The following is an 18,410-nucleotide window of genomic DNA, read 5'->3' on the forward strand; positions in this document are numbered from 1 at the left end:
CGAGCGCAGCACAAGGGGAAGCGAGCATGCAAGAATCGATGACCAACAGGATGAGCATCAAGCAGATCTTCATCTGGCTGGCGGTGGTGCTGTCCATCCTGGTGGCGGTGGTGATCAGCCTCACCGACACGCTCAGGCAGGCCAACATGGCCCTGGAACATGCCCACCAGTCGCGCTATTCGTCGGCCGCGCTGGCCAATGAACTGCGCCGTACCGCTGAGGACATGACCAAGTTCGCCCGCGCCTACGTGACCACCGGTGACCCCAACGACGAAGATCGTTACTACCTGATCCTCGATATCCGCAACGGCAAGCGCCCTCGCCCGGCCAACTATGACCGCTTCAACTGGGACCTGGTGAGCGCCCGCAAGCTACCGGTGGAAACGGGTGCCGAGGCAGTACCGCTGTCCGAACTGATGAAGCGCTCCGGTTTCACCGACCAGGAACTGGCCAAGATGCAGGAGGCCCTGAAGCTGGCCGACCAGCTTTCGCGTATCGAGATCACCGCCTTCCACGCCGTCAAGGGTGAGTTCGACGATGGCGAAGGCAAGTTCAGTGTGGTCGGCGCACCCAACCAGGCCATGGCGCAGGAGCTGGTGTTCGACCAGACCTATCGCACCCTGTTCGGCAAGGTAATGAGCCCGGTCAATGATTTCCTGCGCCTGGTGGATGAGCGTACTCAGGCCCGGGTGGTCAAGGCCGGTACCGACTACGCGGAGCTGGAGCAGAAGATCTTCTGGCTGCTCACCGCCTCGGTGGTGGTGCTGTTCGCCTGCCTGGGGTTTGCCTATCGCACCATCCGCTCCCAGATCGGTGGCGAACCGCGTGACGCCATGAGCGTGCTGCGCCGGGTGGCCGAGGGCGACCTCACCGTGACCGTACCACTGCGCAAGCGCGACAAGGTAAGCGTGCTCTACAGCACGCAACAGATGGTGACCAAGTGGACCGACGTCATCGGCGATGTCAGTGGCACCGCCAGCGCATTGGCCTCGGCATCGGAGCAGATTTCATCGTCTTCCCAGGCGCTGTCGCACAATGCTTCGCAGCAGGCGGCCAATGTCGAGGAAACCAGCGCCTCGGTGGAAGAGATCACCGCCACCATCGCCCAGAACGCCGACAACGCCCGCACCACCGATGGCATCGCCAGCCTCTCGGCCAATGCCGCCACCGAAGGCGGCGAGGCGGTGCGCGAGACGGTGGCTGCGATGAAACAGATCGCCAGCAAGATCGGCATCATCGACGACATTGCCTACCAGACCAACCTGCTGGCCCTGAATGCGGCCATCGAAGCAGCGCGTGCCGGCGAACATGGCAAGGGCTTTGCCGTGGTCGCTGCCGAAGTGCGCAAACTGGCCGAGCGTTCGCAGACCGCCGCCCAGGAAATCATCGCCGTGGCCGAGAACAGCGTGGGCCTGGCTGAAAAAGCCGGTGGCCTGCTCAATCAGATGGTGCCGTCGATCCGCAAGACTGCCGACCTGGTGCAAGAGATCGCTGCGGCCTCGGCCGAACAGTCGACCGGCCTGGAACAGATCAACAACGCCGTGCACCAGATGGCGCAGACCACCCAGATGACGGCCTCGGCTTCCGAAGAACTGTCGGCCACCTCGGAAGAGATGAGTGCCCAGGCCATCCATCTGCAGGACCTGATGCGCTTCTTCCGCGTGGGCGAGATGCAGAAGACGCCGCCACGCGGCGACAAGCCCGGCGAGCCACGTACCCCTGGTGTGAAGCACGAGCGGGTACGCCGGCTGTCCATGCTGGATGTGGACGAGAACGAGCCAGGCGTGGACGAGTCTGCGTTCAAGCGTTTCTGAGGCCGCACCGCCATGAGCAAGATTGCTTCGATCCTCACATCATCACCCGCGCGGCGCGCAGTGAACCCGTCCGGCAGCTGCCGGCGCAGCCAGGAGAGCCGGCCATGCCCAGCGTATCGTTGAACGGCGAATCGGCCCGCAAGCGGCAACAGGAGGAAGTCATCGAGACGCGCCAGTTCCTGACTTTCCTGGTTGGCGCGGAATGTTTTGCCATGCCCATCGTTCACATCCGCGAGATCATCGAATTCGGCGGTCTGACCGAAGTGCCGCTGATGCCGGAATTCCTGCGCGGGGTGATCAACCTGCGCGGCTCGGTGGTGCCGGTGATCGATCTGTCGCTGCGCTTTGGTCGTGCGCCCACTGTCGAGGCCAAGCGTACCTGCATCATCATCATGGAACTGGTGCAGGACGAGCAGATGCTGCTGCTGGGCGTGATGGTCGATGCCGTCAGCGCGGTCCTGAGCATCGGCGTGGATCACATCGAACCGCGCCCATCCTTTGGCGCCGGCATTCGTGCCGACTTCATCGACGGCATGATCAATGTCAGCGAGCGTTTCGTGGTGGTGCTGGACGTCCAGCGCGTGTTGTCGGTGGATGAGCTGGCCAGCCTGCTGGGCATGAGCGCCGACGATGCCCTGGGTGGAGTGCCGGTGCTGTCGGTCCAGGTGACGCGGGAGTAGGGGCATGGCCAGCATCGGCGGTTCCGGCGGCGTCAACCACCTGAGCGGCAGCGCGGGCCCCGGTCTGCAGCAGGACGACGAGGTCAGCGATCATGATATGCAGCTGTTCCAGCAATTGTTCAAGAAGCATATCGGCCTGCACCTGCCGCTGTCGAAAAAGGCCTTGCTGCAAAGCCGGCTGGGCAACCGCGTGCATGAACTGGGTCTGCGCGAGCTGGGCCAGTACTATGCCCTGATCAGCAGCCAGCACGGCGCCCAGGAGCGACAGCGCGCCATTGACCTCATCACGACCAACGAAACCTATTTCTTCCGCGAGCAGGGGCATTTCGATTTCCTGGCCGATGAACTGTTGCCGTTGTGGAGCGACCGCAAGACCCTGCGCGTCTGGAGCGCTGCCAGTTCCACCGGGGAGGAGGCCTATACCCTGGCCATGCTGCTGGACCATCACCGGCCCACGGCACCCTGGTCGGTGTTCGGCTCCGACATCAGCACGCGGGTGCTGCGTTTCGCCCGCCGTGCGCTGTATCCGATGGCCCGCGGCCAGAACATTCCGCGTCCCTATCTGCGCCGCTATTGCCTGCTTGGCACCGGCGAATACGAGGGGCAGTTCCTGGTGCAGGCGGACCTGCGCGCCAAGGTCGATTTCGCCCAGCGCAACCTGACTGCGCTGCATGCCCATGACGATGGGCTGTACGACCTGATCTTCCTGCGCAACGTGATCATCTATTTCGATTGCGCGACCAAGCTCAAGGTGTTGCGCGATGTGATCGCGCGCTTGCGTCCGGGCGGCTATCTGGTGGTCGGGCATTCGGAATCCCTGCACGGCATGGAGCTGGACCTGCTGATGCATTCACCCTCGATCTACCGCAGACCGCAATGAAGACGCCGCAGACAATCCGGGTCATGGTCATCGATGATTCTTCGGTGGTGCGCCAGTTGATGCAGCAACTGCTGGCGCAGACCGCCGACATCCGTGTCATCGGCACGGCGCCCGATCCGGTGTTTGCCCTGCGCAAGATGCAGCAGGAATGGCCAGACGTGATCCTGCTGGACATCGAGATGCCGCGCATGGATGGCATTACCTTCCTGCGCCAGATCATGGCCTCCCGCCCCACGCCGGTCATCATGTGCAGCGCACGTGCCGGCGACAGCAGCGAAGTCGCGGCCGAAGCCCTGGCGGCCGGAGCGGTGAGCGTCATTGCCAGACCGCAACTGGGCGTGCGCGAGTTCCTGCACGAAGCCGTGGCAGAACTGGCCAGCGCCATCCGCGCGGCGATGGTGGTCGGACCCGGTAGTCGCAACATGTCCGCGGTGGTCGCAGTGCCGGTCGCCGCGCCGACACGCTCCGTGCCACTGCTGGCCAATCTGCGCCCGGTCAAAGCAGCAACGCGTGAAATACTGCATGATGCGGGTTGGGCCTCGGGCTTGCAGCGCTACACCGCTGATGCCGTGCTGAACCCGCCAGGGCCGGAAGACGGCTATCGCCCCCCGACCGCACGCATCGTCGCCATCGGTGCCTCCACCGGCGGACCGCAGGCGTTGGAGAAGGTACTGGGCCGCCTGGATCGGCGTTGTCCCGGCATCGTGGTGGTGCAGCACATGCCGCAGCGTTTCACGCGCAGTTTCGCGGAGCGGCTGCATCGTCTTTCCGGGGCCGAGGTCAAGGAGGCCGAGCATCTCGACGTGATCCTGCCGGGGCGGGTGTTGATCGCCCCGGGTGGCAAGCATCTGGTCGTGCGGCGCGATGGCCTGCAGTACTATGTGGAGACCGTGGAGGGACCGCTGGTGAGCCGGCACAAGCCATCGGTGGACGTACTGTTCCGCTCGCTGGCGAAGGCCGCCGGCAGCAATGCAGTAGGCATCATCATGACGGGCATGGGGGACGACGGTGCGCGGGGAATGCGGGAGATGGCCGATTGCGGCGCCCCGACCTACGCCCAGGACGAGGCCAGCAGTGTGGTCTTCGGCATGCCGAAAGAAGCGATACACATGGGGGGCGTCGGTGATGTCCTCCCGCTCGAACATATCTCTGCCGTGATCGAAAAATATGCCTCTAGAGAATCTCAATGAGCTGATCGAATCCGCGCTGGTCGTCGACGACAGCGCCCTGCAGCGCCGCCACAGCGTCACGCTGTTGCAGGAGCTGGGCGTCGATCTGATCTACGAGGCCGGTAACGGCAACGAAGCGCTGGATCTGCTGGCACTGTTGAAGCTGCCGCCAGGTCTGGTGGTGATCGACCTGGAAATGCCGGGCATGGATGGCATCGAGCTGATCCAGCAGTTGCAGCAGAAAGGCATCGACATCCCGCTGATCGTCGCCTCCAGTCGTGAGACTTCCTTGCTGCTGTCGGTGGAAACCATGATCCATGCGCTGGGCATGAACCTGATCGGCGTACTGCAGAAACCACTCAATCTGGGCCAGTTGCGTGCCGCGCTGCAAGCCTTCCGCCGTCATGGCGGTGATGCGCATGCGCATGACGATCCCTTGCCCTCGATGTGTGAAACCGACCTGGACGGGGCCATTGGCGGTGGTCAGGTGCTGCCTTACTTCCAGCCCAAAGTGGATGTGCAGACCGGCATCCTCAAGGGTGTTGAGGCGCTGGCGCGCTGGAACCATCCCGAGCGCGGCATGGTGCCGCCGGACCGCTTCATCCCCCTGGCCGAGCAGTGCGGCCTGATCCACGACCTGACCATCAGCATGATGGACCAGGCCATGGCCCAGGCGGCGGTGTGGCATAGTCGAGGGCTGGCGATCAAGGTGGCGGTGAATTTGTCGCCGCTGTCGCTGGAGCAACCCGACTTCCTGCATCGCATCCTGGAACTGGTGGACAAGCATGCCTTGCCGGCCGAGAACGTGGTGCTGGAAATCACCGAAAGCTCGGTGGTCGCGCACAAGGGAAATTCGCTGGGCATGCTGGCGCGCTTGCGCCTGAAGGGCTTCGGCCTGTCGATTGACGATTACGGCACCGGCTTTTCATCGATGCAGCAACTGGCCCGTATTCCCTTCACGGAACTGAAGATCGACCGATCCTTCGTCCATGGCGCGCATGATCGCAAGAACTTGCGCGTGATCCTGCAGTCCGCGCTGGACATGGCGCAGCGCCTGGAACTGGTCACCGTCGCCGAAGGCGTGGAGACCATGGAAGACTGGCGTCTGCTACAGGATTTCGGTTGCAGCCTGGGGCAGGGCTACCTGATCGGCAAGCCCATGCCGGCCAACGAGTTGCCGTTGTGGCTGAAGGGGCATCATCGCCGCTTGCACGAGCTGCGACCGCTGGGACGCGGAGCGGCGACGGGCGGGCTGGCCTAGCGGACGAGTCACGCCGGTGCGGGCGCTTCAGAGCCTGCTGACCGGCTGGTCCGTGATGGCATCCAGAAATGGCCGGGCCGGTCCCAGTCCGGGAATCTCCACCGTTTCGTCCATCTCCAGCATGGGCGCCAGCACGAAGGCGCGCTGTGCCATGCGAGGATGGGGGACGGTCAGCTCCGCGCTGGCGATGCGGGCTTCTCCATATATCAAGATATCCAGATCAAGCGTGCGCGGTGCATTGCGATAGGGGCGTTCGCGCCCATGTTGCAATTCGATCGTCTGCAGGGCGTGCAGCAGCTCCAGCGCCGGCAGGGTCGTGCTCACCAGCACCACCGCATTGACGTAGTCGTCGCCGCCGGAGTCGATGGGGGCCGTGCGATAGAGCGATGAACTGCGCAGCAGGCGTGACTGCGGCAATCCTGCCAGCCGCGCGATGGCCTGTTCGACCGTGGCCCGGGCGTCGCCCAGATTGCCGCCGATGCCGATCCAGGCCAGGGTCCCGGGCTGGTCCATGCCTGCTTACTGGTCCTCGCCGCCCGGCGCTGCGTCGGGGCCTGCGCCAGCGGTACTGGTGCGGCTGCGCCGACGACGGCGCTTGGGTGCTTCGGCGCTGCTGCCATCGCTGCCAGCTTCGGCGGGCGCCGTGGCAAGCTTCTTGGGTGCCGCGTCGGCCACTTCTGCTGGCGCGACCTGCTGGTCGTCACCGCCATCATTGTCCGCGCTGTCGCTCGCGGACTTGCTGCGGCTGCGGCCACCGCGCCGCTTGCGCTTCTTGGGTCCGGCGCCGGCACTGGCAGTATCGGCCGGCTTGCGCGCGATCAGTTCTTCGCGCTCGGCGCCGTTGCCGGCGATGAAGGCTTCCCACCATTCGCCCAGTTCGGCATCGAGTTCACCGGATTGGCAGCGCAGCAGCAGGAAGTCGAAACCGGCACGCAGGCGCAGGTGTTCCAGCAGTTTATAAGGGGCCTTGCCGACGCGACGCTCGAAGCGTGGTTGCATGGCCCAGATGTCGCGCATGTCGGAGGCGATCTTGCGCTGCAGGGCCAGCTTGTCGGTCTGGGCGTCGAGTACATCGTCGGCAGCCAGATGCAGCGCGGGAATCGGATATTCCCCGGCGGCCTGGTAGGCGCGCCACTTTTCCAACACCTGGTGCCACAGCAGCGAGGCAAACAGGAATCCGGGCGAGACCCCCTTGCCTTCCTTGACGCGGGCGTCGGTATTGGCCAGGGCCAGGCTGACGAATTTCTCTCCCAGCGGCTGCTCCAGCACCACGTCCAGCAGCGGCAGCAGGCCATGGTGCAGGCCTTCCTTGCGCAGTTGCTGCAGGCAGGCCAGGGCATGGCCGCTCATCAGGAGCTTCAACATTTCATCGAACACGCGCGCGGCCGGCACGTTGTCGATCAGCGGCGCCATCACGCGGATCGGTGCGCTGCTGGCCGGGTCGATGCTGAATTTGAGCTTGGCCGCGAAGCGCACCACGCGCAGCATGCGCACCGGGTCTTCGCGATAGCGCGCTTCCGGTTCGCCGATGATGCGCAGCTTCTTGTCACGGATGTCGGCGATGCCGCCGTGATAATCCAGCACCGTCTGGCTGGCCGGATCGTAGTACATGGCATTGATGGTGAAGTCGCGTCGGGTTGCGTCTTCATGCTGTTCGCCAAAGGTGTTGTCGCGCAGCACGCGACCATGTTCATCCTTGGGCGCGGCTTCGGCCGAGGCGCCACGGAAGGTGGTGACCTCGATCAGTTCCTGACCGAACATCACATGGACGATCTGGAAGCGGCGGCCGATGATGAAGGCGCGGCGGAACAGTTGCTTGACCTGTTCCGGCGTCGCGTTGGTGGCCACGTCGAAGTCCTTGGGCTTGATCCCCAGCAGCAGGTCGCGCACTGCACCGCCGACGATGAAGGCCTTGTAGCCGGCGTCCTGCAGGGTCTGCGTCACGCGCACCGCATTGGGCGAGACCAGCGCGGGATCGATGCCATGCTGCTTGGGGCCCAGCACGTCGGGTTCGATCTTTCCGCCCGCAGCACCGGCCTTGGCCCGCGATTTCTTGACCGGTTCGGCGCTCTCTGCGGCTGCAGCAGCCTTGCCACGGCCGAGGATGGAGCGAATCAGTTTCTTGATCATTGCACGTGGCCGTCGTCGAAGAGGTTCAGTACCGGCCAGCCACGTGACTGGGCATGCGCCAGCAGCTTGTCGTTGGGATTGGTGGCGATGGGGTCGGTGACGCGTTCCAGCAGCGGGATGTCGTTCTGCGAATCGCTGTAGAAGTAGCTGCGCTCGAACTTGTCCAGGGTGTGACCCAGCTGGTCCAGCCAGGCTTCGGTGTGGACGATCTTGCCCGGGCCGAAGGTGGGCGTGCCGCGCAGCTTGCCGGTGAGGTTGCCCAGGGCATCCAGCTCCGGCAGGGCGGCGATCAGGTGTTCCACGCCGAAATGCGAGGCGATGGGCTTGGTCACGAAATGGTTGGTAGCGGTGACGATGGCCACCAGGTCGCCGGCGTCCAGGTGCTTCTTCACCAGGGCCACGGCTTGCGGCAGGATGGCCGGCTTGACCACTTCTTCCATGAACTGCTGGTGCATCTCGTCGAGTTGCTGGCGCGGGATGCGCGACAGGTTGCCCAGCGCGAACTCCAGGTAGGCTACCGGGTCCAGCGTGCCGTTCTGGTAATGGGCGAACCATTCGTCATTGGCTTTCCGGAAGCTGTCGGCATCCACGGCGCCGATGCGCGCCATGAATTCGCCCCACTCGTGGTCGGAGTCGAGCGGCAGCAGGGTATGGTCGAGATCGAAAAGGGCGAGGTTCATTGTTCTCCGGATTCCTGTTGTAACAGTTCGCGTAGCAAGGGCAGGGTGATGGCGCGCTTGGTGGCCAGCGAGTAGTGGTCCAGCGCGTCGAGCATGCGCGACAGCGAGGGCATGTCGCGCCGGTAGTGGGTGAGCATGTACATCATCACGGCCGGGGGGATTTCCAGACCGCGGTCCAGCGTGATCTGGAGTAGGGCTGCGATTTTCTCATCGTCCGAGAGATCGTGGACCTGGTAGATCAGGCCCCAGCCAAGGCGGGTGCGCAGGTCTTCGCGCAACTCCAGCCGGGTCGGCGGCAGGGTGCCGCTGCAGACCATGCAGCCGCCCTGTTCGCGAATCTGGTTGAACAGGTTGAAGGCGGCAATCTGCTGTTCCTCGAACAACTGGTCCACGTCATCGAGCAGGTAATGGCTGGTGCGGGAACTGTATTCGAAGGCGGACTCTGGCGAGTCGGCGCGGATCAGGCGGGCATGATTGCCTTCCTGGCCGGCCTTGCTGGCCAGGGCGTGCAGCAGGTGGCTCTTGCCGGCACCGGCTTCGGCCCAGAGGTAGATGAAGCGGTCGGTGCTGGCGCTGCCGGTATGGGTGGATTTGCCCACGCCGGCGGAGGCCAGCAGCTTCAGGCGCTCCAGCAGTTCTGCGTTGCGGCCGGTCACGAAGCTATCGAAGCTTTGCGGCTGGTCCGCGCTCAAATCGAGCGGAATCTGTTTCATCGGCGTGTATCAGCTACGGGCGCCGCAGTTGTGCTGCGGCAAGTTAATGCAGGTCGGCGCGCGGCGCCGGACACTGCGCAGCTTCCCGGTCCAGCATGGAGGCTGTAATAAGACATGGACACTCTAGCGGTTGTAAAAATTGCTGGCCAGGTACTCGCGCCGCACATGCATGGCGATCACCGAGACGATGGCCGAGGCCGGCAGCGCCAGCAGCACGCCGACGAAGCCGAATAGCTGGCCAAAGGCCAGCAGGGCGAAAATCACCACCAGCGGATGCAAGCCGATACGCTCGCCCACCAGCTTGGGCGTGAGGATGAAGCTTTCCAGCACCTGTCCCACGCCATAAATCAGGGCCACCCACAGCAGCCCGATGGCGCCATCGAACTGCAGGATCGCCGCCAGGATCGCCAGCACCAGCCCCAGGCCGAAACCGACGTAGGGGATGAACACCAGCAAGCCGGTCAATACACCCACCGGCAACGCGCTGTCAAAGCCCGCCACCGTGAGCGCAACCGAATAATAGACTGCCAGCACCAGCATCACCAGCAATTGTCCACGCAGATACTGTCCCAGCAGGCCATCGACCTCGGCAGCCATGGTATTGACGCGGCCGGCCCAGCGACGCGGGATCATGATCTGCACGCGCTTGAGGAAAGGATGCCAATCCTGCAACAGGTAGAACAACACCATCGGCACGAACAGCAGGTTGGCCAGCCAGGCCAGCAGCGCCGTGCCGCCCACCCGGGCCGAGGCCAGCACCGAACTCCACAGCTCGTCGCCGCTGGTGCTGATCTGTTGCGTGAGCAAGGCCTTGATGCCGGCCATGTCCAGGCGCACGTCGATGCCCAGCTGGTGCAGGCGCGGCGAGAGGAAGGCGTTCAACTTGTCCAGCAGCGGCGGCACCTGGGCCTGCAGCAGCGGGATCTGGCGCAGTACCAGCGGCACCACGATCAGCACCAGCGCCAGGCCGGCCAGGATCAACAGCAGCACCATGATGGTCACGCCCACAAAACGCGGCACCCGCAACGGCCCCAGGCGTCGGCTGGCGATCCAGTCTACGCCCGGGTTGAGCGCATAGCCGAGGATGCCGGCGGCGACGAAGGGCGACAGCATCGGCCCCAGCGCCACCAGCAAGGACAGCAGCAAAATGCCGACAATCAGCCACGCCAGGTTTTGTTTTTGATCTTCGGACAAAGAAAAAGGCATGGATTCGGAGTTCGGGAGTGTCGGTTTTGTTAAAATCACGCTTTGGCAGGGCGTTCGATACCCTGAATCCCCTATTTTACCGTCTTCACTGGCAATATTTCATCATGACTTCACCTTCCAATGTCTCCCTCTCCTACCGTGACGCTGGCGTCGATATCGATGCCGGTGACGCCCTGGTCGAAGCGATCAAGCCTTTCGCCAAGCGCACCACCCGCGAAGGCGTGCTGGGCGGCATTGGCGGTTTCGGCGCCCTGTTCGAGATCAGCAAGAAGTTCAAGGAGCCGGTGCTGGTGTCCGGGACCGACGGCGTCGGTACCAAGCTGAAGCTGGCGTTCCATCTCAAGCGCCACGATACGGTCGGTATCGACCTGGTGGCCATGAGCGTCAACGACATCCTGGTGCAGGGTGCCGAGCCGCTGTTCTTCCTGGATTATTTCGCCTGCGGCAAGCTGGACGTGCCTTCGGCTACCGATGTGATCAAGGGCATCGCCGCCGGTTGCGAACAGGCCGGTTGCGCCCTGATCGGTGGCGAAACCGCCGAGATGCCCAGCATGTACCCGGACGGTGAATACGACCTGGCCGGCTTCGCTGTCGGTGCGGTGGAGAAGTCCAAGATCATCGACGGCACCAAGATCGCCCCGGGCGACGTGGTGCTGGGCCTGGCTTCCTCGGGCGCGCACTCCAACGGTTATTCGCTGGTCCGCAAGATCCTGGATGTGGCCAAGCCGGACCTGGAAGCCGACTTCCACGGCCGCAAGCTGGCCGATGTGCTGATGGCCCCGACCCGCATCTACGTCAAGCCGCTGCTGTCGCTGATGGAAAAGCTGGAAGTCAAGGGCATGGTCCACATCACCGGCGGCGGCCTGGTCGAGAACATCCCGCGCGTGCTGCAGGATCACCTGACCGCCGAGCTGGATGCCAAGTCCTGGACCATGCCGCCGCTGTTCACCTGGCTGCAGCAGCATGGTGGCGTGGCCGATGCCGAAATGCACCGTGTCTTCAACTGCGGCATCGGCATGACCGTGATCGTCTCCAAGGAAAACGCGGATGCCGCCGAAGCCCATCTGAAGGCCGCTGGCGAGACCGTCTATCGCATCGGTGCCATCCGTGCCCGCGCCGAGGGTGAAGCCCAGACCATCGTGCGTTGAATGGCGTAAATCGTTTCGCAAAATGAAAAAGGCTGCTTTGATGCAGCCTTTTTCACTTGTGCCGGGATTTCCCGCGGTATTCCCCTCCTGGACCTGCCAGGAGGGCACCCGGTTTCCATCAGGAAAGGGCGACTAGCTTGCCTGTCCCACATCCCCGTCCTGTTCGGCCAGGATCTGTCGCGGTCCCGCTTGTACCCCACGCGCCACGCCATTGGGCGGCGGCACGCGCACCGGTTCGCTGATATCGGAGGCCGTCGAGAGCACATTGAGCGTGTCTTCCGGCAGGGCATCCCAGACCGGGTCGTCGATGGCCTCGAAGACGCGCCTCAACTGCGAACCCCAGCTGCGGCGGATCATCTGGAAATACTGGTTCTGTTCGTCGATGGTGACGAAACGGGTCACGGCCAGGTCTTCGCTCTCGTAGACCAGCAGGTCCAGCGGCAGGCCCACCGAGATGTTGGACTTCAGCGTGGAGTCCATGGAGATCAGCGCGCATTTGGCGGCTTCGTCCAGCGAGGTCTGCGGGGTCACCACGCGATCGATGATGGGCTTGCCGTACTTGGATTCGCCGATCTGGAAATAGGTATTCTCGTCATGCGATTCGATGAAGTTGCCGGCCGAGTACATCTGGAACAGGCGGCAGCGCTCGCCGCGAATCTGGCCGCCGAAGATGATGCTGACGTTGAAGTCGATGCCGAACTTGTTGAGCTCGGCCGCTTCCCGATCATGCACGGCGCGGATGGCGTCGCCCAGGATCTGGGCTGCTTCGTACATCGAGGTCGCGGTCCAGATACTGCGTCCCTCGGCGTTGGTGCGCTCGGTCAGCATCTGGCGGACGGATTGCGAAATGGAGAGGTTGCCGGCGGTCATCATGACCATGACGCGGTCGCCCGGATTCTCGTAGACACTCATCTTGCGGAAGGTGCCGATATGATCGACACCCGCATTGGTACGAGAATCGGAGAGGAACACCAGGCCGCCGTTGAGGCGCATGGCTACGCAGTAGGTCATGATGGAATCTTGGTACTTGGAAACGTAAAGCCGGATTTTACCGTAAGGCCCGGCGCCAGAGCTTGCGCACCGGGGGCATCTGTCGTGACGTACCTACAGTAACGGCCTGTTTCCGGAAAAGATGACATTGGCTGTGCTCCTTTCTTATGCTGCAGAGCACAGCCGAGCTCACTTACGCTGCCAAAGGAACAAGAAAATCACGGCTGATGCGATTGCCCAGCTCGAAGATGCGCTCCAGGAATTCGGTCAGCGTGTCATGCAGACCGGCTTCCAGGATTTCCTCGATGCGGGCGAACTTCAGGTCGGCGTGCAACTTGCCGGCGAAGCGCTCGGTGTCAGCCGAGACATCGTTGCGCACATGGTGCAGGTTGGAGATCACATTGCCCATGCAGGCAAGCAGTGAGCGTGGCATGTCGGCACGCAGGATCAGCAGTTCGGCCACGCGCTCGGGGGTGATGACGTCGCGATAGACCTTCCGGTAGATCTCGAAGCCCGACACCGAACGCAGGATCGCGGCCCAGTAGTAGAAGTCCAGTTGCCCCGCTTCGTCACGGGCAGCTTGGCTTTGCGATTGCGATTGCGATTGCCCGTTCTGCTTTTGCGACTGCGCTTCCTTGGCGCCGTGGAACTTGACGTCGATGATGCGTGCCGTGTTGTCGGCACGTTCAAGGAAGGTCCCCAGGCGGATGAAGTGGAAGGCCTCATCCTCCAGCATGGTGCCGATGGTCACGCCCCGCGAGAGATGCGAACGGTGCTTGACCCATTCGAAGAAATCGCTGGGGTTCTGCTCCAGCGCATTGGTCTGCAGGTAGGACTGCATCTTGATCCAGGTGGCGTTCTGGATTTCCCAGGCTTCCGTGGTCAGCGCACCGCGTACGGCACGCGCATTCTCGCGGGCCTGGCGCAGGCAGGAGGCGATCGACGACGGATTATCGGGATCGCGCACCATGAAGTCGATGACGTCCTTCTGCGTGAGCTTGTCGTATTTCTGGTCGTAGCCGTAGAGCAGTTCCGAGATGCCCAGCACGGCGCGCCAGCCCTGCTCGGCGTCGTCGGTCGATTGCGGCAGCAGCGCGGTCTGCACATGCACGTCGAGCATGCGGGCAGTGTTCTCGGCGCGCTCGGTGTAGCGGGCCATCCAGAAGAGGTGATCGGCGGTGCGGCTCAACATCGTTATTTCTCCAGAATCCAGGTGTCCTTGGTGCCGCCGCCCTGCGACGAGTTCACCACCAGCGAGCCTTCCTTCAAGGCCACGCGCGTCAAGCCGCCCTTGACCATCGTGATCTGCTTGCCCGACAGCACGAACGGGCGCAGGTCCAGGTGGCGCGGCGCGATGCCGGACTCCACATAGGTCGGACAGACCGACAGCGCCAGCGTGGGCTGGGCGATATAGCCGTCGGGTTTGGCGATGATGCGGGCACGGAAGTCCTCGATCTCCTGCTTGGTCGAGGCCGGGCCGACCAGCATGCCGTAGCCGCCGGCGCCATGGACTTCCTTGACCACCAGCTTTTCCAGGTTGGCCAGCGTGTAGGAAAGATCCTCCTTCTTGCGGCACTGGTAGGTCGGCACGTTGTTGAGGATGGGTTCTTCGGAAAGGTAGAAGCGCACCATGTCCGGCACGTAGGGATAGATCGACTTGTCGTCGGCCACGCCGGTGCCGATGGCATTGGTCAGCGTGACCTTGCCGGCGCGATAGGCCTGCAGCAGTCCCGGTACGCCCAGCGCCGAATCGGGTCGGAAGGCCAGCGGATCGAGGAAGTCGTCGTCGATGCGGCGATAGATCACGTCGACCCGCTTGGGGCCGCGCGTGGTGCGCATGTAGACCACGTTGTCCTTGACGAACAGGTCCTGACCCTCGACCAGTTCCACGCCCATCTGCTGGGCCAGGAAGGCATGCTCGAAGTAGGCCGAGTTGTACATGCCCGGGGTCATCACCACCACCGTCGGATCGGTTACGCCGGCAGGGGCCACCGAGCGCAGGTTGTCCAGCAGCAGGTCGGGATAGTGATCGACCGGCGCGATCTTGTGGTGCTTGAAGAGATCGGGGAAGAGCCGCATCATCATCTTGCGGTTTTCCAGCATGTAGGACACGCCGGAAGGCACGCGCAGATTGTCTTCCAGTACGTAGAATTCACCCTCGCCGGCCCGCACGATGTCGACCCCGGCGATGTGCGCGTAGATGTCGTTGACCACGTTCACATCCTGCATCTCGCGCCGGTACTGGGCGTTCTGGAAGATCTGCTCGGGCGGGATGATGCCGGCCTTGACGATCTTCTGCTCGTGGTAGATGTCGTGGATGAACATGTTGAGCGCCTTGACGCGCTGGACCAGCCCGGCTTCCAGCTTGGCCCATTCGGCCTTGTGGATGATGCGCGGGATGATGTCGAAGGGGATCAGGCGTTCGGTGCCGGCATCGTTTCCATAGACGGCGAAGGTAATACCGACGCGGCGGAAGATCAGGTCGGATTCGGCACGTTTGCGGGCGATGATTTCCGGCGATTGCGCGGAAAGCCAGCTGGCGAATTCTGCATAGTGCTGACGCACTTCACGGTCTTCGCTGCCGGAGCCTCCTGAATACATCTCATCAAAAAAATGTGCCATAGGTTTGCTTCGCGTTCCCGTGGGGAGCGGGAATCTTTCTAAGTAGGTTGTAACGAAAACTGAGGCGGTAGGTACGGCAAAACACCAGCGGGATTGCAGCGTGAAGCAATGACCCTAGGGGACTGCAGCGGCACGCCAGAGGGGGCGTGCACGAAGAAAGACTAACAGAGCCCTGAAATTTTTGACAGTGGAAAATTGCACGCTTTTGCTCCTCTCATGCGCGGGCCTGCAGTCCGGTAATGCAGACCCGCATTGGCTTCAGTTGTTCCATGGGGTGGCGGCCGGCACCTCGCAGGGCGCGGGCATGTCGATGGTCTTGAAGTCCGCCGGACTGACGATTTCCAGGTACTCCATGTCCGGCGAATAATCGAACAGGAAGTGCACGATGCCGGGTCGCTGGTGCACGCAGTCGCCGGCCTTGACCAGCGTGACCTCGGTGTCGTACATGAAACGCGCCCAGCCCTTGAGCATGATGACGATGTGGAAGTTGGCCTCGTGCCGATGCCATCCGGTGCCGGTCTCGGGTGCCATGTTGGCCTTGACCAGTTGCGCCACCACCTGGCCACCGGTGGCCGCGGCGATGCCCAGATCGCGGTAGAGGAAGAAGTCGCGCAGTCCGCCCGTTTCATAGGGCGTGTCGCCCTCGCTCACATGCGAGAAGGTGTTTTGCGCCAGTACGCTTGCATCAGCTACGGTATTCATCACATCCATCCTTTCTGCGGTCTCCCGCAATGGGCCTGCGACAAAAAACGGGCGCGACTTCAACTGCGGCTGCGCCCTAGAATTCCACGTCGAGCTCGTCGATATCCTCCGGCTCCTTCTTGGCGGCGGTGATCCATTGCTGCATCTCCGGCATGGCCATGATGCGCTTGGCATAGGCGGTGCAGATGGGATCGAGTTTGACGTCATAGGTCATGAAACGCGTGACCACCGGCGCATACATGGCATCGGCCATGGTGCGTTGTTCGCCGAACAGGAAAGGCCCGCCGTACTTGGCCAGGCATTCCTTCCAGATGGTGGTGATGCGCACAATGTCGGCTTCGGCGCGCGACCACACCTTGAAGTTGGGGAAGTGTCCCTTGAGGTTCATCGGCAGCGCTGCGCGCAGGGCCGAGAAGCCGGAATGCATTTCGCCGCAGACCGAGCGGCAATGGGCGCGGGCGGCCAGGTCGGAGGGCAGCAGCTTGGCGCCGGGGCGGATTTCGTTGAGATATTCGGCAATGGCCAGCGTATCCCATACCAGTACGTCGCCATGATGGAGGCTGGGCACCAGGATGGAGGAAGACAGGAGCAGGATCTCTGCCCGTGCCGACGGATCGTCCGGCGGCACGATGTCTTCCTCGAAGGAGAGCCCTGCGAACCTGGCCATGAGCCAGCCGCGCAGGGACCATGAGGAGTAATTCTTGCTGGTGATGCGCAAAGTCGTCTTAGGCATGTCAGTCCTTTTTCTGTTTTGTGCAGGTTGACTTTGGGCACGCTGCCGCGTGAGCGGCGGTGTCATCTTCATCATCTATGTCATTTCAACCAGCCCCGCCTGTCTGCGCATCAGGAAGGGCGCAGCCGGTAACCGGCATGCAAATGCATTGCTTGCAAAGCTTGTGCCAGCTCGCGGGAAACGGCGGCACGAGCAGGCCGGGACTTTCCGCATGGCCACGAAAGGCGGTGCAGGCCTTGAAAACTGGCTCGATCCGGCATTTTTCCAGACATCAATGGCACGACAATTGCATCCCGTCGGAAGCGAGCGGCAGTCAAGGAAACCAAGAAGAGACACTCCCGAGGGCGGCGTTTTCATGATCAATACCTATCAGCTCTACCAGAACTACGCCGACGCCACCGATCCGATGCGGGCCTGTGCCCGCATGATGGCGCCCATGCTGGGCATGACCTGGCCGGGCATGCCGGCCCAGCCCTACCTGCGCAAGATGGCGTCGGCCTGCGAGGTCTTCGCACGCACCCAGTTGACCCATGCCCGCCCGCCTTTCGCCATCGACGAGGTGGTCGATGGCGGGCGCACAATTGCGGTGCATGAAGAAGAGATCAGCGGTACGCCATTCTGTGGTCTGCTGCATTTCCGCAAGGAAACCTCGGTCAACCAGCCCAAGGTGCTGGTGGTGGCGCCCATGTCGGGCCACTTCGCCACGTTGCTGCGGGGTACCGTCAAGACACTGCTGCGCGACCACGATGTCTATATCACCGACTGGCGCAATGCACGTGATATTGCCCTGGAGCACGGTCGCTTTGGCCTGGATGAATACGTCTCCCACGTGATCCAGTTCCTCGCCGTACTGGGTCCTGCTGCCCACCTGGTGGCGGTGTGCCAGCCCACGGTGGCGGCGCTCACCGCAGCGGCGGTGATGGCCGATGAAAACCACCCGGCGCAGCCGCGCACCATGACCCTGATGGCCGGGCCGCTTGATACCCGGGTCAATCCGACCGCCGTCAACGCGCTGGCCAAGAGCAAGCCGATCGAATGGTTCGAGAAGAACATGATCAGCACCGTGCCGGCGCGCCATGTGGGGGCGGGACGATGCGTCTATCCGGGCTTCGTGCAGTTGGGTGCGTTCATGAACATGAACCTGAACCGGCACGTCGATGCCTTCCGCAAGCTCTACCATCACCTGGTTGAAGGCGAGCAGGTGCAGGCGGCGCAGATCAAGGATTTCTACGAAGAGTATTTCGCCATGTCCGATCTGCCGGCCGAGTTCTACCTGGAGACGGTGCGCATGGTCTTCCAGGAGCACGCGCTGCCGCTGGGCAAGCTGACCTATCGCGAGCGCGTGGTGGAGCCGCGTGCGATTCGCCGCACCGCGCTTTTTACCATCGAAGGTGAGAAGGATGACATCTGCGCCGTCGGGCAGACCGTGGCCGCACAGGAAATGTGCAGCAGCATCCGGCCCTACATGCGCATGCACCATGTTCAGACGGCGGTCGGTCATTACGGCGTCTTCAATGGCCGGCGCTGGGAGAACGAAATCTATCCGCGCCTGAGGGATTTCATTAATATGCATCACAGGTGAGCATCCGGCGCCTGTCTCGGCGCGATGAAGACTGGGTTTCCCGGATCAGAAATCCAGATTTTCCAGCGCCGGGCACTCTCACTCTCACTTACACTCATAG

Annotated in this window: 17 protein-coding genes; 7 read left to right on the plus strand and 10 right to left on the minus strand. The window is 62.9% G+C overall.

Annotated features, from left to right (window positions below):
- The first annotated feature begins 26 nt into the window (after positions 1–26).
- The 5 genes from I5R65_RS06745 (at position 27) to I5R65_RS06765 (ending at position 5,804) form a co-directional block, all read left to right on the plus strand.
- Positions 27–1,814, plus strand: a complete 1,788-nt coding sequence (locus I5R65_RS06745) for a methyl-accepting chemotaxis protein (RefSeq protein WP_180665642.1) — start codon at positions 27–29, stop codon at positions 1,812–1,814.
- Between the two features lie 104 nt (positions 1,815–1,918).
- Positions 1,919–2,494, plus strand: a complete 576-nt coding sequence (locus I5R65_RS06750) for a chemotaxis protein CheW (protein WP_180665644.1) — start codon at positions 1,919–1,921, stop codon at positions 2,492–2,494.
- A gap of 4 nt (positions 2,495–2,498) precedes the next feature.
- Positions 2,499–3,374 carry a protein-glutamate O-methyltransferase CheR gene (locus I5R65_RS06755; protein ID WP_180665646.1) on the plus strand — a complete coding sequence of 292 codons (876 nt, stop codon included), beginning with the start codon at positions 2,499–2,501 and terminating at the stop codon, positions 3,372–3,374.
- Positions 3,371–4,564: a chemotaxis response regulator protein-glutamate methylesterase gene (locus I5R65_RS06760; RefSeq protein WP_180665648.1), complete on the plus strand. Its 1,194-nt coding sequence runs from the start codon at positions 3,371–3,373 to the stop codon at positions 4,562–4,564. The genes I5R65_RS06755 and I5R65_RS06760 overlap by 4 nt, the downstream gene beginning before the upstream one ends.
- Complete coding sequence (locus I5R65_RS06765; protein WP_180665650.1) at positions 4,542–5,804, plus strand: EAL domain-containing protein; 1,263 nt, start codon at positions 4,542–4,544, stop codon at positions 5,802–5,804. Before I5R65_RS06760 ends, I5R65_RS06765 begins: the two co-directional genes overlap by 23 nt.
- Positions 5,805–5,831: 27 nt before the next feature.
- Here the strand turns inward: I5R65_RS06765 and folK are convergent, their stop codons facing one another.
- The 5 genes from folK to I5R65_RS06790 all read right to left on the minus strand — a co-directional run bounded on the left by folK (position 5,832) and on the right by I5R65_RS06790 (position 10,533).
- Positions 5,832–6,317: a 2-amino-4-hydroxy-6-hydroxymethyldihydropteridine diphosphokinase gene (gene folK / locus I5R65_RS06770; protein ID WP_180665652.1), complete on the minus strand. Its 486-nt coding sequence runs from the start codon at positions 6,315–6,317 to the stop codon at positions 5,832–5,834.
- Positions 6,318–6,323: 6 nt separating this feature from the next.
- Positions 6,324–7,934, minus strand: coding sequence for a polynucleotide adenylyltransferase PcnB (pcnB, locus tag I5R65_RS06775; protein ID WP_180665654.1), 1,611 nt, complete (start codon positions 7,932–7,934; stop codon positions 6,324–6,326).
- Positions 7,931–8,614 carry an HAD family phosphatase gene (locus tag I5R65_RS06780; RefSeq protein ID WP_180665656.1) on the minus strand — a complete coding sequence of 228 codons (684 nt, stop codon included), beginning with the start codon at positions 8,612–8,614 and terminating at the stop codon, positions 7,931–7,933. Before I5R65_RS06780 ends, pcnB begins: the two co-directional genes overlap by 4 nt.
- The gene (hda, locus tag I5R65_RS06785; protein WP_180665658.1) at positions 8,611–9,327 is read right to left on the minus strand and encodes a DnaA regulatory inactivator Hda; all 717 of its coding nucleotides are present in this window, start codon (positions 9,325–9,327) and stop codon (positions 8,611–8,613) included. The genes I5R65_RS06780 and hda overlap by 4 nt, the downstream gene beginning before the upstream one ends.
- A 123-nt stretch (positions 9,328–9,450) precedes the next feature.
- Positions 9,451–10,533 (minus strand): AI-2E family transporter, encoded by a 1,083-nt coding sequence (locus tag I5R65_RS06790; RefSeq protein WP_180665660.1) that lies wholly within the window; start codon positions 10,531–10,533, stop codon positions 9,451–9,453.
- Between the two features lie 104 nt (positions 10,534–10,637).
- Here I5R65_RS06790 and purM point away from each other — a divergent pair, with 104 nt between their 5' ends.
- The gene (gene purM, locus I5R65_RS06795) at positions 10,638–11,681 is read left to right on the plus strand and encodes a phosphoribosylformylglycinamidine cyclo-ligase (protein WP_180665662.1); all 1,044 of its coding nucleotides are present in this window, start codon (positions 10,638–10,640) and stop codon (positions 11,679–11,681) included.
- A gap of 132 nt (positions 11,682–11,813) precedes the next feature.
- Here purM and I5R65_RS06800 read toward each other — a convergent pair whose 3' ends face one another.
- The 5 genes from I5R65_RS06800 to I5R65_RS06820 form a co-directional block, all read right to left on the minus strand.
- Positions 11,814–12,692: a peptidase gene (locus I5R65_RS06800; protein WP_180665664.1), complete on the minus strand. Its 879-nt coding sequence runs from the start codon at positions 12,690–12,692 to the stop codon at positions 11,814–11,816.
- A gap of 172 nt (positions 12,693–12,864) precedes the next feature.
- Positions 12,865–13,863 (minus strand): alpha-E domain-containing protein, encoded by a 999-nt coding sequence (locus I5R65_RS06805; RefSeq protein WP_180665666.1) that lies wholly within the window; start codon positions 13,861–13,863, stop codon positions 12,865–12,867.
- Between the two features lie 2 nt (positions 13,864–13,865).
- The gene (locus I5R65_RS06810) at positions 13,866–15,293 is read right to left on the minus strand and encodes a circularly permuted type 2 ATP-grasp protein (protein ID WP_180665668.1); all 1,428 of its coding nucleotides are present in this window, start codon (positions 15,291–15,293) and stop codon (positions 13,866–13,868) included.
- A 258-nt stretch (positions 15,294–15,551) separates the two neighbouring features.
- Positions 15,552–15,995 carry a cupin domain-containing protein gene (locus I5R65_RS06815; protein ID WP_180665670.1) on the minus strand — a complete coding sequence of 148 codons (444 nt, stop codon included), beginning with the start codon at positions 15,993–15,995 and terminating at the stop codon, positions 15,552–15,554.
- Positions 15,996–16,071: 76 nt separating this feature from the next.
- On the minus strand, positions 16,072–16,728 hold the full coding sequence (locus tag I5R65_RS06820) for a glutathione S-transferase family protein (RefSeq protein WP_180665672.1): 657 nt from the start codon (positions 16,726–16,728) through the stop codon (positions 16,072–16,074).
- 355 nt (positions 16,729–17,083) lie between these two features.
- Between I5R65_RS06820 and I5R65_RS06825 the strand changes: the two genes are divergently transcribed.
- Complete coding sequence (locus I5R65_RS06825; RefSeq protein ID WP_180665674.1) at positions 17,084–18,310, plus strand: polyhydroxyalkanoate depolymerase; 1,227 nt, start codon at positions 17,084–17,086, stop codon at positions 18,308–18,310.
- Positions 18,311–18,410: the final 100 nt, after the last annotated feature.

The sequence above is a fragment of the Herbaspirillum sp. AP02 genome, assembly GCF_015767275.1.
Lineage (GTDB): Bacteria > Pseudomonadota > Gammaproteobacteria > Burkholderiales > Burkholderiaceae_D > Herbaspirillum.